Annotated in this window: 16 protein-coding genes and 1 tRNA gene; 15 read left to right on the top strand and 2 right to left on the bottom strand. The window is 72.1% G+C overall.

The features are described 5' to 3' along the window. Positions 1–184: 184 nt before the first annotated feature. The 15 genes from ACGFYQ_RS16875 (at position 185) to ACGFYQ_RS16945 (ending at position 14,892) form a co-directional block, all read left to right on the top strand. Positions 185–1,735 carry a S1C family serine protease gene (locus ACGFYQ_RS16875; protein WP_393744468.1) on the top strand — a complete coding sequence of 517 codons (1,551 nt, stop codon included), beginning with the start codon at positions 185–187 and terminating at the stop codon, positions 1,733–1,735. Between the two features lie 93 nt (positions 1,736–1,828). After that, positions 1,829–2,734 carry a LysR substrate-binding domain-containing protein gene (locus ACGFYQ_RS16880; protein ID WP_393744470.1) on the top strand — a complete coding sequence of 302 codons (906 nt, stop codon included), beginning with the start codon at positions 1,829–1,831 and terminating at the stop codon, positions 2,732–2,734. A gap of 79 nt (positions 2,735–2,813) precedes the next feature. Beyond that, positions 2,814–3,362 carry a cysteine dioxygenase gene (locus ACGFYQ_RS16885; protein WP_393744472.1) on the top strand — a complete coding sequence of 183 codons (549 nt, stop codon included), beginning with the start codon at positions 2,814–2,816 and terminating at the stop codon, positions 3,360–3,362. Then, entirely contained in the window at positions 3,362–4,408 is a 1,047-nt protein-coding gene (locus tag ACGFYQ_RS16890; RefSeq protein ID WP_393744474.1) for a YeiH family protein, read from the top strand. Before ACGFYQ_RS16885 ends, ACGFYQ_RS16890 begins: the two co-directional genes overlap by 1 nt. A 253-nt stretch (positions 4,409–4,661) precedes the next feature. Next, positions 4,662–5,624 (top strand): trypsin-like serine peptidase, encoded by a 963-nt coding sequence (locus ACGFYQ_RS16895; protein WP_393744476.1) that lies wholly within the window; start codon positions 4,662–4,664, stop codon positions 5,622–5,624. A gap of 50 nt (positions 5,625–5,674) precedes the next feature. Next, a tRNA-Ser gene (locus ACGFYQ_RS16900) sits at positions 5,675–5,759 on the top strand. Positions 5,760–6,207: 448 nt separating this feature from the next. After that, positions 6,208–6,645, top strand: a complete 438-nt coding sequence (locus ACGFYQ_RS16905; RefSeq protein ID WP_393744478.1) for a DUF6344 domain-containing protein — start codon at positions 6,208–6,210, stop codon at positions 6,643–6,645. Positions 6,646–7,205: 560 nt separating this feature from the next. After that, positions 7,206–7,517 (top strand): hypothetical protein, encoded by a 312-nt coding sequence (locus ACGFYQ_RS16910; RefSeq protein WP_393744480.1) that lies wholly within the window; start codon positions 7,206–7,208, stop codon positions 7,515–7,517. Positions 7,518–7,720: 203 nt separating this feature from the next. After that, positions 7,721–8,899, top strand: a complete 1,179-nt coding sequence (locus ACGFYQ_RS16915) for an acyl-CoA dehydrogenase family protein (protein ID WP_393744482.1) — start codon at positions 7,721–7,723, stop codon at positions 8,897–8,899. After that, the gene (locus ACGFYQ_RS16920; protein WP_393744484.1) at positions 8,896–9,822 is read left to right on the top strand and encodes a bifunctional MaoC family dehydratase N-terminal/OB-fold nucleic acid binding domain-containing protein; all 927 of its coding nucleotides are present in this window, start codon (positions 8,896–8,898) and stop codon (positions 9,820–9,822) included. The genes ACGFYQ_RS16915 and ACGFYQ_RS16920 overlap by 4 nt, the downstream gene beginning before the upstream one ends. Then, entirely contained in the window at positions 9,822–10,859 is a 1,038-nt protein-coding gene (locus ACGFYQ_RS16925) for an acyl-CoA dehydrogenase family protein (protein WP_393744486.1), read from the top strand. The genes ACGFYQ_RS16920 and ACGFYQ_RS16925 overlap by 1 nt, the downstream gene beginning before the upstream one ends. 15 nt (positions 10,860–10,874) lie before the next feature. Further along, entirely contained in the window at positions 10,875–11,258 is a 384-nt protein-coding gene (locus ACGFYQ_RS16930) for a MaoC family dehydratase (RefSeq protein WP_393744704.1), read from the top strand. Next, on the top strand, positions 11,255–12,421 hold the full coding sequence (locus ACGFYQ_RS16935) for a lipid-transfer protein (protein ID WP_393744488.1): 1,167 nt from the start codon (positions 11,255–11,257) through the stop codon (positions 12,419–12,421). Before ACGFYQ_RS16930 ends, ACGFYQ_RS16935 begins: the two co-directional genes overlap by 4 nt. Before the next feature lie 135 nt (positions 12,422–12,556). Further along, positions 12,557–13,090 (top strand): SigE family RNA polymerase sigma factor, encoded by a 534-nt coding sequence (locus ACGFYQ_RS16940; protein ID WP_393744490.1) that lies wholly within the window; start codon positions 12,557–12,559, stop codon positions 13,088–13,090. A gap of 152 nt (positions 13,091–13,242) precedes the next feature. Continuing rightward, positions 13,243–14,892, top strand: coding sequence for a long-chain fatty acid--CoA ligase (locus ACGFYQ_RS16945; protein ID WP_393744492.1), 1,650 nt, complete (start codon positions 13,243–13,245; stop codon positions 14,890–14,892). On the opposite strand, the gene ACGFYQ_RS16950 is transcribed toward ACGFYQ_RS16945, so the two are convergent. Together ACGFYQ_RS16950 and ACGFYQ_RS16955 are read right to left on the bottom strand one after the other, a co-directional pair. Continuing rightward, positions 14,889–15,464, bottom strand: a complete 576-nt coding sequence (locus ACGFYQ_RS16950) for an antibiotic biosynthesis monooxygenase (protein WP_393744494.1) — start codon at positions 15,462–15,464, stop codon at positions 14,889–14,891. The two genes, ACGFYQ_RS16945 and ACGFYQ_RS16950, sit on opposite strands and share 4 nt — an antisense overlap. Positions 15,465–15,477: 13 nt before the next feature. Beyond that, positions 15,478–18,786 carry a PAS domain-containing protein gene (locus tag ACGFYQ_RS16955; RefSeq protein ID WP_393744496.1) on the bottom strand — a complete coding sequence of 1,103 codons (3,309 nt, stop codon included), beginning with the start codon at positions 18,784–18,786 and terminating at the stop codon, positions 15,478–15,480. Positions 18,787–18,887 lie beyond the last annotated feature (101 nt).

An 18,887-nucleotide genomic window follows, 5' to 3' on the forward strand; every position in this document is an offset into this window, starting at 1 on the left:
GTACTGGGGATGCATCTGAAATGTCGGATATAAAGAATGGAGGCAGATGCACAGGTCCGGCTTACAGTGCTCTGACGGGTCATGGGAAAGGCTTTGCCCAGGAACTTGTGCGGCACGTCGAACGTTCAGTCGGACCGATATCGCCAGAGATTTCTGAAGCCGTGTGTGACGAGGAGAGAGCGCTGTGAGCACCGAGAACGAGGGCACCGCGGCCCCGACACCCCCCGCGGCCCCGTCCGCACCCCCTGCTCCGGCCTCCGCGACGCAGGCGCCGGGACCGGCGCCCGCGCCCGCTCCGCAGCTGTCCGACGCGCCCCCGGCCGCGCCCCAGGCTGCCCCGGCACCGGTGGCCGCCGAGCCGGTGACCCAGCAGTTGCCGCCGACTCCCGCGCCCGGCACCGAGCCGACCCAGCAGATCCCGCCCACTCCGGAGCCCGCGCCTGCGGCTCCTGCCCCGGCTTACGGCCAGGCCCCCGCGCAGCCGCACGTCCCGGCCGCCCACGGAGCCGAGGGTTGGCCGCCCCCGCCGCCCACGGTGCCCGCGTACGGTGCGGGCGGCGGCCACGGCGGCGCCTGGGGCGTTCCCCCCGGTGCGGACGGCACGCCCCCGGCCAAGCCGAAGGGCAAGGGCGGCATGATCGCGGGCGTGCTCGTGGCGGCCCTCCTGGCGGGCGGCATCGGCGGCGGCGTCGGCTACTGGGCCGCGGACCGCAGCGAGAACGGCACCGGCTCGACCACGATCAGCGCGGGCAACACGCCGAAGGAGCTGAAGCGGGAGGCCGGCTCCATCGCGGGCCTGGCCGCGGGCGCGCTGCCCAGCGTGGTCACCATCGAGGCCTCGGCCGGCGACGGCGAGGGCGGCACCGGCACCGGGTTCGTCTACGACCAGCAGGGCCACATCCTCACCAACAACCACGTCGTGGCCTCCGCCGCGAACGGCGGCAAGCTCACGGCCACCTTCTCCGACGGCAAGAAGTACGACGCCGAGGTGGTGGGCCGGGCCCAGGGCTACGACGTCGCCGTCCTCAAGCTGAAGAACCCGCCGGCCGGGCTCAAGCCGCTGCCGCTCGGTGACTCCGAGAAGGTCGCGGTCGGCGACGCCACCATCGCGATCGGCGCCCCCTTCGGCCTGTCCAACACGGTCACGACGGGCATCGTCAGCGCCAAGAACCGCCCGGTCGCCTCCGGCGACGGCTCCGGCGGCAAGAACTCGTACATGAGCGCGCTCCAGACGGACGCCTCGATCAACCCGGGCAACTCCGGCGGCCCCCTCCTCGACGGGCGCGGCGCGGTCATCGGCATCAACTCCGCGATCCAGTCGGCCGGCAACGGCGGCTTCGGCGGCGGCCAGGCCGGTTCGATCGGCCTCGGCTTCGCCATCCCGATCAACCAGGCGAAGAACGTCGCCGAGTCGCTGATCAAGACGGGCAAGCCGGTATACCCGGTGATCTCGGTCTCCGTGGACCTCCAGGCCAAGGCCGAGGGCGCCAAGATCTCCGAGCAGGGAGCGCCCGCCAACGACCTGGTCGACCCGAACGGCCCGGCGGGCAAGGCGGGCCTGAAGCCCGGCGACGTCATCACCGAGTTCGGCGGCAAGCCGGTCGACAGCGGTCCGAGCCTCATCAGCATGATCTGGACCTACAAGCCGGGCGACACGGTCAAGCTGACCTACCTGCGCGGCGGCAAGCCGACCACGGTCGACATCACCCTCGGCTCGCGCGTCGGGGACAAGTAGCCGCCACGCGGCCGGGACCACTGGCTTGATGCGGAGGGGCCGTGGGCGTAATACCGCCTACGGCCCCTCCCAACGTCCGCTTATGCTTCAGGGGTGTTCGATTCCCGGCACATCCGGACGTTCCACGCGGTTGTCGCCGCCGGGTCCTACTCGGCGGCCGCCAGAGTGCTGGGCTACACCCAGCCCGCCATCACCCAGCAGATGAAGGCGCTCGAACGCGCCGTGGGAACCCCGCTGTTCACCCGGGTGGGTCGAAAGATGCAGCTCACCGAGGCCGGGGAATCCCTCTCCCGGCACGCCGAGACGATCCTCGGCAGCCTCTCCGCAGCCGAGGCCCAGTTGAAGGCGTACGCGCGCCTGCGCACGGGCCGGGTCCGGCTGTGCGGCTTTCCCAGCGGCAATGTCACCCTCGTCCCGGAGGCCCTGAGCGGTCTCGCCAAGGAGCACCCCGGCGTACAGGTGGAACTGCTGGAGGGGGAGCCTCCGGAGTCGCTGCGCCGACTGGAGCGCGGGGAGTGCGACATCACCCTGGCCTTCACCTATCCCGGGCTGCACGAGGAGGTCCCGGAGGAGGTCGCCGAGGTCAGGCTGCTGGAGGACCAGCTGACGGTGCTGCTGCCGACCGGGCACCCGCTGGCCCGGCGCCGCGCCGTGCACCTCGCCGACCTCGCCGAGGAGCGCTGGATCGCGGGCTGCCCGCGCTGCCGGGCCAACCTGCTGCACGAGTGCGCGGAGCTGGGTTTCGTGCCCGACATCCGCTTCTCGAGCGACGACAACCTGGTGGTGCAGAGCCTGGTCGCACAGGGGCTGGGCGTGGCGATGATGCCCGCGCTGGTACTTCCCTCCCTCTCGCTGAACCGGGTCTGCGGGCGGGCGCTCCAGCCCGCCGCACGCCGGCACATCGCCGCCTACGTCTACCGGGACCACCTGCGCATCCCGGCGACGGCCGTGGTTCTCGACGCGCTGAAGCGAGTGGCGGCGAACCGGGTCGGCTGCTGACCGATCCATAAGCGGTGGTTGGGATTTCGGGTCATAACTGTCGTTGGACGTGATGGAACGGCGGCAGCACGCTGCCGATATGACCACCACCACGCCGGCCCGTACGACCACGAGGATGGCCGCCCTCGTCAGTGAGATCCGCAGGGTCGTGGACCGGGGTCTGGCTCCGGACCTGACCGCGTACCTGGTGGGCGAACGCCTCGCCCCGTACCTGGGCGCGCCCGACCTGCTGACCCCGGCGCAGCAGGAAGGCGACCCGGAGCGGTACCGGCAGCACATCCTGCACGCCGAGTCCGACGGCAGCTTCTCGGTGGTGGCGCTGGTCTGGCTGCCCGGCCAGGAGACCTGCATCCACGACCACGTGTCGTGGTGCGTGGCCGGGGTGCACCAGGGCGAGGAGAGCGAACGCCGCTACCGGCTCGCACCGGGAACCGATGCCGCCCGGCTGGTCGTCACCGAGGACGTCGTCAACGGCCAGGGGGAGGTCTGCGGATTCGCCCCGCCCGGTGACATCCACAAGGTGCGCAATTCCTGTCGCACGAAGGCGATATCCCTGCACGTGTACGGAGCGGACGTCTCCCGGCTGGGCACCAGCATCCGTCGTGTCTACACGCTCCCTGTCGACTGATGGCCCTCCTCCACCGCCCTCAGGGTGTGGCGGTCCCGCGTGTTTCACGTGAAACATCCACTCCCTGGCGGGGGTTGGCGGCAGCCGCGGGCGGGGCGCTGGCGGCCTGGTGCATCCACCGGGCGGTGCCGGCCGTCCCCATGCTGACCGCGTCGGTGGTGCTCGGCATCGCGGCGGCGCACCTTCCCGGCCTACGGACGTTCGTACGCGGTAGCGCCCGCCCGGGCCTCTCCCTGGCGGCCCGGCGGCTGATGCGGATCGGCATCGTCCTGCTGGGCCTCGGCCTGGGGCTGGACCAGGTCCTCCGGCTCGGCTGGGCGACGGTGGCCATGGTGGCCGGGGTGGTCGCGGCCACCTTCTTCGGGACCCTCTGGCTGGGCCGCCGCCTCGGACTCCCGGGCGACCAGCCGCTGTTGATCGCCACCGGGTACTCGATCTGCGGGGCCTCGGCGATCGGCGCGGTGAGCGAGGTGTCCGGCAGTGACGAGGAGGACGTGGCGGCCTCGGTGGCCCTGGTGACCCTGTGCGGGACGCTCGCCATCGCGGTTCTTCCCCTGCTGCAAGGGCCGTTGGGGCTCTCCGACCCCGCCTTCGGGCGGTGGGTCGGTGCGAGCGTCCACGACGTCGGCCAGGTGGTGGCCACCGCGCAGACCGCCGGACCGGGCGCGCTCGGCGAGGCGGTGCTGGTCAAGCTGATGCGGGTGGCCCTGCTCGCCCCGCTGGTGGCGGCCGTGGCCTTCGCCGTACGGGCCCGGCGGCGCGGGGTACGCACGGCGTCGGGACGCCGCCCTGCCCCGGTCCCGCTGTTCGTGGCCGGATTCCTGGCAGCGGCGGGCCTGCGCGCCACGGGGACGCTGCCGGACGTGGCGCTGGAGTGGGCGCACACCGCTCAGGAGGCGCTGCTCGCGGCGGCCCTGTTCGGCCTGGGGAGCGCGGTGCACCTGCCGACGCTGGCCCGGACCGGCGGGCGGGCCGCCGTGCTCGGGCTCGGGGCCTGGGTGGTGGTCGCGGGGGTCTCGTACGTGGGCGTGCTGCTCACCGTATGACGCCGGGACGGAAGGGAGTTGGCCAAATCGTGGCCGGAACCGACCGAACGTTCTGACTGCCCGCTGACAATGACGCGCGGCTGTGCCACTCTGCCCGGCAAGCCGCACGGCGCGCACTGCACGGCACAGCGCACACGGCACGGCACACACACAACACGGACAGCACAGCCGATCCGCACCGACCGTTCTTCACCCCCACCCTGCCCTGGTCCGACCGACAGGACCGGACCGGGCACGGCAGAAGGAGTCATGCGTGAATCGTCATCGCACCGCCGCATCCATCCTCTTGGCGGCAGGCGCCCTGATCGCGGGCACTCTGACGGCGGCCACCCCCTCGATCGCGGCGGACGCCCCCGCGTCCTTCCGGCAGCAGCACGCCCAGGACTTCTGGACCGCCGAGCGCATGAGGAGCGCCACCCCGCTCGACGTCACGGCGGCCCCCGGCGCGACCCGGACGCCGGTCGCCACCTCGGCCGCGCCCACCAGCATTCCCCCGACGGCGTCCTCGTCGGCCCTGACGGCCTCCCCCACGGCCTTCCCGCAGGCGGGCGGCGCCTGGACGGGCGCCGGCGCGGTCGTGAAGACCTCGGGTCGGGTCTTCTTCACCATGGGAGACCGGACCGCCTCCTGCTCCGGTGACTCGATCACCAGTGCCAACGGCAGCACGGTCATCACGGCCGGCCACTGCGTGAAGTACCAGGGCGCCTGGCACACCAACTGGGTCTTCGTCCCCGGCTACAACAACGGCAACGCGCCCTATGGCCAGTGGTCGGCCACCAAGACCTTCGCCACCGACCAGTGGGCGGCCAGCGAGGACATGAACATGGACGTCGGCCTCGCCGTTGTCGCCCCGCTGAACGGACAGACCCTCAGCCAGGCCGTCGGAGCCCAGGGCATCCTCTTCAACGGCGGATACAACAAGAAGATGTACTCCTTCGGCTTCCCCGCGGCGGCCCCGTACGACGGCACCAAGCTCGTCTACTGCAGCGGCAACAGCGGCAAGGACTTCCTGCTCACGAAGGACCACAGCCTGGCCTGCAACATGACCGGCGGCTCCAGCGGCGGCCCCTGGTTCCAGGACTTCAACGAGGCCACCGGCCTCGGCACCCAGGTCTCGGTGAACAGCTTCGGCTACACCTTCCTGCCGAACCGTATGTACGGCCCGTACTTCGGCAACGAGGCGAAGGCGGCCTACGACAAGGCGCAGACCGCCTGATCCACAGCCGCCCCCGCCATCCCCACCTGGCCGGTACTCTGTACCGGCCAGGTGGGTTGCCCGAGCGGCCTAAGGGAACGGTCTTGAAAACCGTCGTGGCGCGAGTCACCGTGGGTTCAAATCCCACACCCACCGCACTCAGCCGGGCTCAGGCCCAGCTCAGAAGGGGTGCCACCGATCCGGTGGTACCCCTTCTGGCTTAGCGGTCCCGAGATCGCGTCGGGCGCGCGCAGAGAGCGTCCGTGGCGGTCCCGCCACCGTCCGCGCGCACTGGGCCGGTCGCCGCCCTGGCGGCTGTTGTCCTCCGTCGCAGTAAGGCGGGCGACAACTTTTTCCGGTTGCCGGTCGGTTCCGAGCGTGCACCGCAGGGTGCCCGGGCTGGGCTTGTGTTCCTGACGTCCCTGGGCCCCGGCGATCAAGGGGGCACCGCTGTTTTCGGGGGTGTCGGTTTCGCTCTTTGGGCCTTCCGAGTGGTGTTTGTCGGAAGATCGGCGCGGGTCGTGGGGGCGGTGCGGTTGCGGCCACATCATGACGAATGTATTCAGATCCGCCCGTCGGAACATCTCGAAACGAGGCACCCGTCATGGCTCACCGCAGCATCGTCACGTCGATCTGGACCTCCGTCCTCGCCGCTCTCGTGGCCCTCCTCTCCTCTCTCGGTCTCGCTGGGAAGGCCGCTCCGGCCGCCGCCTCCGTCCCGGCTCCCGCCGGCCCGGCCGCAGCGGTGCGGCGCCCGGCCTTCACGGCCCGGCGGACCTGGCGGGCGATGATGCGGGGAGGTTCGCTCCCGCCGACCATCAAGCAGCGGATCCGCGCCGAGGCGCACGGCAAGACCCCGTCCGTCCGCCGCTCCACCACCGCCGCGGCCATGGGCGCCGGGCCGGGAGCCACTGCCCGAGCCCTGACCCCCGTCGGATCCCCGGTCGGAACCCACGTCGCAGCCACGAACGCACCCACGACCGGAGTCGCCGCCCCGGCCTCCGCCGACGCCGCCCGGGAAGTGCTCGCGCTCGCCGCGTAGGTCCGTACGGCAGTCGCAGGACCCGGTTTCGCCGGCGTACGCGCCGCCACCGGACAGGAACACGTACGCGAGCAGGACCAGGAGCAGGAGCAGGACCAGGAGTGGGAACAGGCGCTTGAGCCCGGTCATGCGTGACCGCGGATCGCGCCGCGCAGCGCCCCCGGAGCGGGGCGCGGATGGATTGCCCCGGCGGACGCATGAGCGCGCAGGGGGCGCGAAGCTTGGCATTGCAGGGCCGCAGGCCCGGGAGACGGTGGGGTTCCCGGACGGCGCGGTCCTTTTCGGCATGTCCGGGACACGTAAGTCTGGTGAAACGGTTCATCGCGTGTGTGGCAGGGATTTCAGCGGGTTCCCAGGGGCCTGACCTGGGGCTCGGGGGCGCGAATGACGTTTATCCGCTGTTGGTCATGCTTGCGGGGGAATCGTCGAGTCCGGGGTGGTTCGCCGGGGATTCGGTGGGCAACTCTGGTCTCGCGACGTCGTCACCACACGGAACGACCGAGGCGGTCGGCCAACTGCCTTGGAGCAATTCCCACTTCGGTTTTCTGGAGGATTCAGACATGGCAAGCATCCGTACCGCCCGCGTCATCGCCGCCGTCGCCGCTTTCCCCCTCGCCGTTGCGCTCTTCGGCGGGGTGGCATCGGCTGACAACGGCTCCTTCGCGAACGACGGATCGAATGCGAGCGTCGCCAGCATCATCGGCAGCGGCGTGGGCGGCAACAACCACGGCAACTCCTCCACTTCGCAGCAGGTGGCGACCGGCTCCGGCGCCTCCAACCAGAACAACACCGCGCAGGTCAACGGCTCGGCCTTCACCGCGATCGACCAGTCCAACTCGAATGTGGCGGTCAACTTCCACCCCTGGTGGTAGCGGCGGCCTGAGTCGCTCCGACTGTTGAGGGCGCCCGTGCGACCGGACCGGCTGGGGTCCGGTAGCGCGGGCGTCCTCGCGCATGCCCGTGCTCCCGCCGAGGTGCCTCCGCGGCGCCCTCCGCCTTCGCGACCTTGACACCACGGGTGAATCTGACGGACAGTCAGGTTTACTCGATGATGTGATGCCGGGAGGCCAGCGCCGTGCACCTCGCCCCGACCGAAGGCCAGTTGCGGCTCCGCGCCGAACTGCGGGAGTACTTCCAGGACCTGCTGCCGGACGGCGTCCCCGAGGACCCGGTCCGCCAGCGCGAACTGTTGCGCCGCATCGGCGCCGACGACCTTCTCGGCCTCGGCTGGCCCGTCGAGTACGGTGGCCAAGGGCGCGGCCCTGACGAGCAGTTCGTCTTCTTCGACGAGGCGTACCGGGCCGGCGCCCCCGTCTCCATGGTCACGCTCAACACCGTCGGTCCGACTCTGATGAAGTACGGGACCCAGGAGCAGAAGGACTACTTCCTGCCCCGGATCCTCAAGGGCGACATCGTCTTCGCCATCGGCTACTCCGAGCCCGAGGCCGGTACCGACCTCGCCTCGCTGCGTACCCGCGCCGTCCGAGAGGCCGGAGAGGGCGGAGACGGCGGCGAGGGAGGCGACTGGCTGATCGACGGGCAGAAGATCTTCACCTCCAACGCCCAGAACGCGGACTGGATCTGGCTCGCCTGCCGTACCGACCCGCAGGCCCCCAAGCACAAGGGCATCTCGATCATCCTGGTGCCCACCGAGGCCGCCGGTTTCTCCTGGACTCCGATCGCCACCGTCGGTGGGCTCACCACCACGGCGACGTACTACGACTCCGTCCGCGTCCCCGCCGGCAACCTCGTCGGCCCCGAGCACGGCGGCTGGGGCCTGATCGCCAACCAGCTCAACCACGAGCGCGTCGCCCTCGCCGCCATCGGCATGCAGGCCGAGGACTTCTGCGAAGCCGCCCTCGCCCACGCCCGCACCCCCGACCCGGTCACCGGAGAGCGCCCCGCCGACCTGCCCTGGGTGCGGTCCCGGCTGGCGGAGGCGCACGCCCGGCTGGCGGCCGTACGCCTCCTCAACTGGCGCCTCGTCCAGGACGTGGGCGGCGGCACCCTCGCCCCCGGCGACGCCAGCGGCGTGAAGTTCCTCGGCACCGAATCCACCGTCGAGGTGTACCGGATGTGCCAGGAGGTGGTGGGCGAGGAGGCCCTGATCCGGGGGCCCGCGGCTTTCGCGGGCGGCGAGCTGGAGCGGATGAACCGGGCCGCGCAGATCAACACCTTCGGAGGCGGCGTCAGCGAGGTCCAGCGGGAGATCGTCGCCATGATGCGGCTCGGCATGAAGGGGAGAAAGCGATGACGGCGTACGCAACGGGCGCAGCCGAGGAAGCAGCCCGCTTCCACGAGCTGCTCAAGGCCTTCGAAGGGCAGCCCGCGGCGACCGCCGGCCGGGGCAAGGACGCGGTCAACGAACCGATGATCCGCCACTGGTGCGAGGCGATGGGCGATGCGAACCCCGCCTACACCGGTCCGGACGCCGTCGCGCCGCCCACCATGCTCCAGGCCTGGACGATGGGCGGCCTCTCCGGCCACACCGACCGGTCGTCCGCCTACGACGAGCTGTTCGCGCTCCTCGACGACGCGGGCTGTACCTCCGTGGTCGCCACCGACTGCGAGCAGGAGTACCTGCGCCCGCTGCGGCCCGGCGACGCCGTCACCTTCGACGCCGTCATCGAGTCCGTGTCCCCGCGCAAGACGACCAAGCTGGGCACCGGCCACTTCGTGACCACCCGCACGGACGTCCGCGTGGACGGTGAGCTCGCCGGCACCCACCGCTTCCGGATCCTCAAGTACGCGCCCGCGGCCCGACGGGAGAAGCCCACCGCCCGGCGGCCCCGCCCGGTGATCAACCGCGACAACCAGGGCTTCTGGGACGGGGTCCGGGACCACAAGCTCCTGATCCAGCGCTGCACCGCCTGCGCCACCCTCCGCTTCCCGTGGCTGCCCGGCTGCAATGCCTGCGCCTCCCCCGACTGGGACACCGTCGAGGCGTCGGGCACCGGCACGGTGTTCAGCTACGTCGTCATGCACCACCCGCCCTTCCCGGCTTTCGCCCCTCCCTACGCGGTCGCGCTCGTCGAGCTCGCCGAGGGCGTCCGGATGATCAGCAACATCACCGGCGTCCCCTACGACAAGGTGCGCATAGGCATGCCCGTCCAGCTGGAGTTCCTGCGCGTCGACGACGAGCTCGAACTCCCCGTCTTCCGCGGGAGTGAGGGCTGATGGACTTCCACCCCTCCGAGGAGCAGGCCGTCGCGGCCGGCCTCGCCGCCCAGATCTTCCGCGACCTCGCCACCCACGAACGCCTGGCCGCCGCGGGCACCGGCAGCGACGCCGAGCTGTGGAAGGCCCTCGCCACCTCCGGGCTGATCGCCGCCGTCCAGGACATCGGCCTGCTGGGCCTGGTCCTGCTGCTGGAGGAACAGGGACGTACCACCGCCCAGGTCCCCTACGCCGCCACCTGCGTGTACGGCATGCTCCCCCTGGTATCGCACGGCAGCGCCGAGCAGCGCGCCCGCCTGCTGCCCGCCATCGGCACGGGCGAGGCGGTGGCCACCGGGGTCTTCCCGGCCCGCGGCCGGATCACCGCCGAGGACGGCCGGCTCACCGGGACCGCCCCCGCGGTGCCCTGGCTGCGCGAGGCCACGCACGTACTGGTCCCGGACGCGGACCGCGCGCTGTGGCTCGTACGGACGGACGCCCCGGGCGTACGGACGTCCCCGGTGGAGACCACCGCCCCCTGGTCGGCGGGCCGGCTGACCCTGACCGGAGCCGAGGCCGAACGCGTCGGGAGCGACAGCGCCCACCAGGATGCCTACGAGGACACGCTCGCCGCCGCCCGTACCGCCTTCGCCGGGCTCCAGGCGGGCGTCTGCGCCGGTTCGCTCGCCCGGGCAGTGGAGTACACCTCCACGCGCGAGCAGTTCGGCCGGCCGCTCTCCACCAACCAGGGGGTCATGCTGCGTGCGGCCGACGCGTACATGGACACCGAGGCGATCCGGGTGACCGCGTACGAGGCGGCCTGGCGCATCGACCAAGGGCTCGCGGCGCGCGAACACGCGCTGACGGCGGCCTGGTGGGCCTCGGAGGCGGGCAAGCGGGTCGTGCACGCGGGCCAGCACCTGCACGGCGGCATGGGCGCCGATCTGGACTACCCCGTGCACCGGCACTTCCTGTGGGGGCGCCAGCTGGACGCGTATCTGGGCTGCGGCAGCGAGCTGCTGGCCGAACTGGGCGCCGTACTGGCGCAGGAGGGCTGAATCATGCTCGGCGCGCTGAGAGTCGGCGAGGAGCTCCCGCCGCTGGAGATACCGGTCACCCGCACCCTGATCGTCGCGGGCGCGATCGCCTCCCGCGACTACCAGGACGTGCACCACGACGCGTCGCTCGCGCGGGAGAAGGGCTCCCCGGACATCTTCATGAACATCCTGACCACGAACGGCCTGGTCGGCCGGTACATCACGGATCACCTCGGGCCGCGGGGCGTCCTGCGCAAGGTGGCCATCCGCCTCGGCGCCCCCAACTACCCGGGCGACACGATGACCCTGACCGGCACCGTCACCGCGGTGGACGGGAACACCGTCGAGATCCGGGTCATCGGCGCCAACGGGATCGGACACCACGTCACGGGGACGGTCACCGCGGAGGTGCCGGCATGAGCGTCCGTACCCGCGACGAGCTCGGCGGCCGCGCCGCCATCGCCGGAATCGGCGCGACCGAGTTCTCCAAGGACTCCGGCCGCAGCGAGCTCAAGCTCGCCGTCGAGGCCGTGCACGCCGCGCTCGACGACGCCGGGCTGACCCCGGCCGATGTCGACGGCATGGTCACCTTCACGATGGACACCAGCCCGGAGATCACCGTCGCCCAGGCGGCTGGCATAGGGGACCTGTCCTTCTTCTCCCGCATCCATTACGGCGGTGGCGCGGCCTGCGCCACCGTCCAGCAGGCCGCCCTCGCCGTCGCCACCGGGGTGGCGGAGGTCGTGGTCTGCTATCGCGCCTTCAACGAGCGCTCCGGGCGCCGCTTCGGCTCCGGCGTCCAGCAGCGCGAGCCCTCGGCGGAGGGCGCGGCGCTCGGCTGGTCGCTGCCCTGGGGGCTGCTGACCCCGGCCTCCTGGGTGGCCATGTCCGCCCAGCGCTACCTGCACACCTACAGCCTCACCCCCGAGGCCTTCGGGCACGTCGCGGTCACCGACCGCCGGCACGCCGCGAACAACCCCGCCGCGTACTTCCACGGCAAGCCCATCACCCTCGCCGACCATGCCGCCTCGCGCTGGATCGTGGAGCCGCTGCGGCTGCTGGACTGCTGTCAGGAGACCGACGGCGGCCAGGCCCTCGTCGTCACCACGGCCGAGCGGGCGCGCGACCTGAGGCACGCGCCCGCCGTGATCACCGCTGCCGCGCAGGGCGCAGGCCGCCGCCAGGAGGCCATGACCTCCTTCTACCGGGACGGTCTCAGCGGGCTGCCGGAGATGGACGTGGTCGCGCGCCAGCTGTGGCGGACCAGCGGGCTGCGGCCCTCGGACATCGACGTCGGCATCCTCTACGACCACTTCACCCCCTTCGTGCTCATGCAGCTGGAGGAGTTCGGCTTCTGCGGGCCCGGCGAGGCCGCCGATTTCGTCGCCGCGGACGCGCTGCCGCTCAACACCCACGGCGGCCAGCTCGGGGAGGCCTACCTGCACGGCATGAACGGCATCGCGGAGGCCGTCCGCCAGCTGCGCGGTACTTCCGTCAACCAGGCCGCGGGGGCCGAGCACGTTCTGGTCACAGCGGGCACCGGGGTACCGACGTCCGGGCTGATCCTCGGCGCCGACGGCTGAGATCCGCAAGCCGCCGGGCTCCGCCTCCTCCACCTTCAGGAGGTGGAGCCCGTACCGGCCCTACAACCTGAGGTGGACCCCCCTTCGGCACTTGCGGCCGATCCCAGGACGTGCGGGCGCTCCTAGCGTGGAGCCATGACCACGCCTGTGTGCACGCTCGCCTCGAATCCGACGCCGTACCCGTCGTTCTCGGCGTACGTCAGGACCCGCGGCACGGTCCTCATGCGCACCGCGCGCTCCCTCACCGCCAACCCGTGCGACGCCGAGGACCTGCTCCAGACGGCCCTCGCGAAGACGTACATGGCCTGGGACCGCATCGAGGACCACCGCGCCCTCGACGGTTATGTCCGGCGGGCCCTGGTCAACACCCGCACCTCCCAGTGGCGCAAGCGCAAGGTCGATGAGTTCGCCTGCGACGAGCTCCCGGAGAACGAGGAGTACCCCGCCGCGGACCCCGCGGAGGCGCAGGCCCTGCGCGACGCGATGTGGCGCGCGGTGACCCGGCTCCCCGACCGGCAGCGGGCCATGGTCGTCCTGCGCTACTACGAGGACCTCAGCGAGGCGCAGACCGCCGAGCTGCTGGGAGTCTCCATCGGCACGGTCAAGAGCGCCGTCTCCCGCGCGCTGGTCAAGCTCCGCGACGACCCGGAGCTGACCCCCGTCAGGTGAGCCGGGAGATGTTTCACGTGAAACCAGAGGATGTTTCACGTGAAACACAGCGTGGTTTCTACCCCTGGGTAGTGACATGCCGACCGGTACGTGCGCAGAATCGGCAGCATCCGTAGCCGCCGCAGCGCCGCAGCGCTCACCGGGAGGACGCTTTGCTGAGCACCATGCAGGACGTACCACTCCTCGTCACCCGCATACTCCGACACGGGATGACGATCCACGGGAAGTCCCAGGTCACGACCTGGACCGGGGAGGCCGAGCCGCATCGCCGCAGCTTCGCCGAGATCGGTACCCGCGCCACCCGCCTTGCGAACGCCTTGCGCGACGAGCTCGGTGTGCAACAGGACGACCGGGTCGCCACGCTCATGTGGAACAACGCCGAGCACGTCGAGGCGTACTTCGCGATCCCCTCCATGGGCGCGGTCCTGCACACGCTGAACCTGCGGCTCCCTCCCGAGCAGCTGGTCTTCATCGTCAACCACGCCGCCGACCGGGTCGTCCTGGTCAACGGCACGCTCCTGCCCCTGCTGGCGCCGCTGCTGCCGCACCTGCCGACCATCGAGCACGTCGTGGTCTCCGGCATCGGCGACCGCTCCGCGCTCGACGGCCTGGACGTGCGCGTGCACGAGTACGAGGAGCTCCTCGCGGGCCGCTCCGACAGCTACGACTGGCCCGAGCTGGACGAGCGCCAGGCCGCCGCCATGTGCTACACCTCCGGCACCACTGGGGACCCCAAGGGCGTCGTCTACTCCCACCGCTCGATCTACCTGCACTCCATGCAGGTCAACATGGCCGAGTCGATGGGGCTGACCGACAAGGACACCTCCCTCGTCGTGGTCCCGCAGTTCCACGTGAACGCCTGGGGGCTGCCGCACGCCACCTTCATGACCGGCATCAACATGCTGATGCCGGACCGTTTCCTGCAGCCCGCCCCGCTCGCGGAGATGATCGAGCGGGAGAAGCCCACGCACGCTGCGGCCGTTCCCACCATCTGGCAGGGGCTGCTGGCCGAGGTCACCGCCAACCCGCGCGACCTGAGCTCGATGAAGCACGTCACCATCGGCGGCTCGGCCTGTCCGCCCTCCCTGATGGAGGCCTACGACAAGCTCGGCGTCCGCGTCTGCCACGCCTGGGGCATGACCGAGACCTCCCCGCTGGGCACGATGGCGCACCCGCCGGCCGGCCTGAGCGCCGAGGAGGAGTGGCCGTACCGGCTCACCCAGGGCCGCTTCCCGGCGGGCGTCGAGGCCCGCCTGGTCGGCCCCGGCGGTGACCACCTGCCCTGGGACGGCGAGTCGGCGGGCGAGCTGGAGGTGCGCGGCACCTGGATCGCGGGCGCCTACTACGGCGGCGCGTCCGGCGAACCCTTCCGCCCCGAGGACAAGTTCAGTGCGGACGGCTGGCTCAAGACCGGGGACGTCGGCGTCATCAGCCCCGACGGCTACCTGACCCTCACCGACCGGGCCAAGGACGTCATCAAGTCCGGCGGCGAATGGATCTCCAGCGTGGAACTGGAGAACGCGCTGATGGCGCACCCCGAGGTCGCCGAGGCGGCGGTCGTGGCCGTCCCCGACGACAAGTGGGGCGAGCGCCCGCTGGCCACCGTGGTCCTCAAGGAGGGCGCGACCGTGGACTACGCGGGACTGCGCGTGTTCCTCAGCCAGTCGATCGCCAAGTGGCAGCTGCCCGAGCGCTGGGCGGTCATCAAGGAGGTGCCGAAGACCAGCGTCGGCAAGTTCGACAAGAAGGTGATCCGCAAGCAGTACGCGGACGGCGCGTTGGAAGTCACCAAGCTGGACTAGCCGCGCGTGAGCCATGGCCGCAGCAGCTTGCTGACTGCGGGCATGGCCACGTAGGTCATCAGGGTGCTGAAGACGACGGCGAAGGCCGCCGTCCGCACCACGAAGTGCAGATCCACCAGGTACGGCCCGAGCACCGCGTTGCCGATCAGCGAGATCGGGAAGATGGCCAGCCCCGAGCTGATCGCCATCTTCCACCGCGGCGGCGCGGGCCGGGTCGTACCCGGCTTGGCGAACCACGTCTCCATGCCGTGCAGTTCACGGCGCACTATCTCCGTGTGGTGGTGGCCTAGGCAGTTGGAGAACCACTGGGCCCGCTCCGCGGAGTCCTGCCAGCGCTGGAACGCCGCCTGGTCGCGGAAGCGGTGGACCAGGAACCATGGCCCGCCCTCGACCGTCGGGCGGAACAGCCCGTATCCGAGGTGGCCCGGGAAGCCCGCGGCCGTCTCCAGGATCCCGTGGGCCCAGGCCTCGAAGGTCTCCTCGTGCCCCGGCTCCACCTGTCGCGCGATCAGCAGGTTCACCTCCCCGTTGTCGGCGGGGACGGTCTGCTCGGTGGTGTTGATGGTGGCCATCGGGCCAGGATCGCTAGTTGGTGCCGATCTTGGCCAGCAGGTCCACGATGCGGCCCTGTACGTCCGCCGTCGTGGCCCGCTCGGCGAGGAAGAGCACGCTCTCGCCCGAGGCCAGCCGCGGCAGTTCGGACGAGTCGATGCCGGCCGTCGTGTAGACGACCAGCGGGGTGCGGTTCAGCTGCCCGTTGGCGCGCAGCCAGTCCACGATCCCGGCCCGCCGGCGACGCACCTGCATGAGGTCCATGACGACCAGGTTGGGCCGCATCCGCGTCGCGAGTTCCACGGCGTCGGTGTCGGCGCCCGCCCGGGCGACCTGGAGGCCGCGCCGCTCCAGCGCCGCGGTAAGGGCGGTAGCGATCTCGTCGTGCTCCTCGATCAGCAGCACCCGTGAGGGGTGCTGCTCGCTGTCGCGCGGAGCGAGCGCCTTCAGCAGGACGGCCGGATCGGCGCCGTATGCCGCTTCGCGCGTGGCATGCCCGAGACCGGCCGTGACCAGTACGGGCACCTCGGCGGCCACCGCGGCCTGGCGCAGGGACTGCAGGGCGGTACGGGTGATCGGCCCGGTCAGCGGGTCCACGAACAGCGCTGCGGGAAACGCGGCGATCTGCGCGTCCACCTCCTCGCGAGAGTGCACGATCACCGGGCGGTAGCCGCGGTCGCTGAGCGCCTGCTGCGTCTGTACGTCGGGTGCGGGCCACACCAGGAGCCGCCGCGGGTTGTCCAGCGGCTCCGGCGGGAGCTCGTCGTCGACGGGCCGCGGTACGGGACTGTTGACGACCTCGACGGCGCCGCCGGGCCCGTCCAGCGGCTCGGGGCCCTCGTCGGAGCCCGCCTCGGGGGCTTCTATGGCGAAGGCCCGGCCCTGGGGGGCGGGCTCGGAGAGCCGGCGCCGACGGCCGGAGCCGGAGCCGGTGGGGTCCACGGAGATGCCCTGGCCGAGGGTGCCGAGGGCGCGCACGCTGATCGGCTGCGCGGCCTGGCCCTCCGCGGGGGTGTCCTGCGGCTGCCGAGCCCCGGGCACCGCGACCTGGCCGGAGGCCTCGTCGGCCTCGGGAGCGGTCCGGGCCGCCGGAACCGGCCATGCCGGGGTGGCGGGCAGCGCGCGACGCCGCCCGGTGGGATGTACGGGGTCCCCTTCGGCCGCTGCCGGAGGCGCGGCGGGGGCTTCGGCCTCGGCGACAGGTGCGCTCAGCGTCCGGCGGCCACGCCGTCCGCCGGGGGCTTCGGCTTCGGCCTCGGCGGGAGCGGAGGCCGAACCGGCCATCGCGGGGGCCTGCGGAGCGGGCGGGGCCGGGGGCGCCGGGGTCGGGCCGGCGGGCAGCGCGAAGCCGCCTTCGGGGGCGATGGGCCGTGCGGGAACCTGGGCGGGAGCGGGCGTCGGCCCGAGCCCGGTCGCCGGCACGGGACCGCCGGGCTGCGCGGGCCCGGCCGCACCCAGGGCCCGCCGCCGTCCGGCGGGATGTTCCGTCAGCGGAACCGGGGGCACCGCGGGTACGGGCGGGAGCGCGGGCATGGCGGTGCCCTGCGGGGGCACGGGCTGCCCGGGGCCGCCCGCACCGCCTCGGCCGCTGCCGTCACCGTCGCGGCCACGGCGCCGCCCGGTCCCGAGCCCCGCCGGATTCACCGGGGACTGCGCGAGCTCCGGACCCGTCTCGCCTTCGCCACCGGCCTCGCCCGCCCGCCGCCGCCCGGACGGCAGTGCCAGTGCGCCGCCCTCGGCGGCCCTGTCGGCGCCGGCCGCGCCGGAACGGTCCTCGTCCTCCAGGAAGGCGTCCACCCCGCGCCGGGCCCGCCGTCCGCCGGAGACCCGGCCCGCCGCGCCCGTGTCGGCCGGGGGCTCCTCCGCCGGCTCCGGCAGGGTGACGGTCCCCGCGCCCGAGCCCAGCGGCAGCTCCAGTACGAACGCGCCGCCGGGCGCGCCCGGGACCTCCACCGTCTGCAGCACGCCTCCGTGCGCGGCCACGATCCCCCGGACGATCGGCTCGTGGACCGGGTCGCCGCCCTCGTACGGCCCGCGCACCTCGATCCGTACGACATCGCCGCGCTGGGCGGCCGCCACCACGATCGTCGAGTCGCTGTACCCACTGCCCTGACGGGTCTTGCCGGTGGCGTCCACCCCTGCGACGTCCGCGATCAGGTGCGCGAGCGCGGTCGCGATCCGGCCCGCGTCCACCTCTGCCTCGATCGTCGGCGCGTGGACGGCGAACTGCGCGCGGCCCGGGCCGATCAGCTCGACGGCGCCGTCGACACCGGCCGCCACCACGCCGTTGATCAGGGTCTTCTTCTTCGTGAGCCGGTCGGCGCCGGAGTCCAGGCGCTGGAAGCCGAGCACGTTGTCCACGAGCGTGGTCATCCGGGAGTAGCCGGCGGCCAGATGGTGCAGCAGCTGATTGGCCTCGGGCCACAACTGCCCCGCGTCGTCGGCGGCCAGCGTGGCCAGCTCCCCGCGCAGCTCGTCCAGCGGGCCGCGCAGCGAGTCGCCGAGGACGGCCACCAGCTGCGCGTGGCGCGCGGCGAGGGCGTCGTAGGGCCGCCGGTCGGTGAAGGTCATGACGGCGCCGACGAGCTGCTCCCCGTCCCGTACGGGCGAGGTGGTCAGGTCGACGGCGACCGGCTGCCCGGCCTTGTTCCACAGCACCTGCCCGCGCACGCGGTGCTTGCGTCCGCTGCGCAGGGTGTCGGCGAGCGGGGACTCCTCGAAGGGGAAGGGCGAGCCGTCGGCGCGCGAGTGCAGGACCAGGTCGTGCAGTTCGCGGTTGCCGAGGTCGGTGGCGCGGTACCCGAGGATCTGGGCGGCGGCCGGATTGACCAGCACCACTCGTCCGTCGGTGTCGGTGCCGACGACGCCCTCGGCGGCGGCCCGCAGGATCATCTCGGTCTGCCGCTGGGAGCGGGCCAGCTCGGCCTCGGTGTCCACCGTTTGCGAGAGGTCCCGTACGACGAGCATCAGCAGCTCGTCGCCTGTGTAGGCGGGCTGCGGCTCGCGGTAGGCGTCGCGTCCGTCGAGATGGGCGCTGGTGACCTCGACGGGGAACTCGCTGCCGTCGGTGCGGCGCGCGATCATCCGCGCGGGCTTGGTCCGGCCGCCCTCGTCCTCGCCGGGCCGGCGCATGGAGCCGGGGATCAGCTTGGAGTCGAACTCGGGCAGGAGATCGAGTACGCCCCGGCCGACGAGCCCGGTACCCGGGCTCTCCATGACCTCGAGAGCGATCGAATTGGCGTTGACGACAGTGCCGTTGGCGTTGACGAGCAACAGCGCGTCCGGAAGAGCGTCGAGTATTGCTGCGAGGCGAGCAGCGCCTCGGGATGGCCTGCTGCTCACGACGAGCTTCCTCCCTGACCACAACTACCGGCATGTCACGGGAGGAGTCTAAGGCCACACTCCCCCGCCGGGGTGGCCGATGTGCGGTGGATACCACTCAT

The organism is Streptomyces sp. NPDC048258, assembly GCF_043201995.1.
Lineage (GTDB): Bacteria > Actinomycetota > Actinomycetes > Streptomycetales > Streptomycetaceae > Streptomyces.

Coding starts and splice junctions, on each gene's coding strand:
- ACGFYQ_RS16935 (WP_393744488.1), top strand. CDS start 11,255: ATGAGCGTCCGTACCCGCGACGAGCTCGGCGGCCGCGCCGCCATCGCC.
- ACGFYQ_RS16890 (WP_393744474.1), top strand. CDS start 3,362: ATGGCCCTCCTCCACCGCCCTCAGGGTGTGGCGGTCCCGCGTGTTTCA.
- ACGFYQ_RS16885 (WP_393744472.1), top strand. CDS start 2,814: ATGACCACCACCACGCCGGCCCGTACGACCACGAGGATGGCCGCCCTC.
- ACGFYQ_RS16940 (WP_393744490.1), top strand. CDS start 12,557: ATGACCACGCCTGTGTGCACGCTCGCCTCGAATCCGACGCCGTACCCG.
- ACGFYQ_RS16925 (WP_393744486.1), top strand. CDS start 9,822: ATGGACTTCCACCCCTCCGAGGAGCAGGCCGTCGCGGCCGGCCTCGCC.
- ACGFYQ_RS16905 (WP_393744478.1), top strand. CDS start 6,208: ATGGCTCACCGCAGCATCGTCACGTCGATCTGGACCTCCGTCCTCGCC.
- ACGFYQ_RS16920 (WP_393744484.1), top strand. CDS start 8,896: ATGACGGCGTACGCAACGGGCGCAGCCGAGGAAGCAGCCCGCTTCCAC.
- ACGFYQ_RS16950 (WP_393744494.1), bottom strand. CDS start 15,464: ATGGCCACCATCAACACCACCGAGCAGACCGTCCCCGCCGACAACGGG.
- ACGFYQ_RS16910 (WP_393744480.1), top strand. CDS start 7,206: ATGGCAAGCATCCGTACCGCCCGCGTCATCGCCGCCGTCGCCGCTTTC.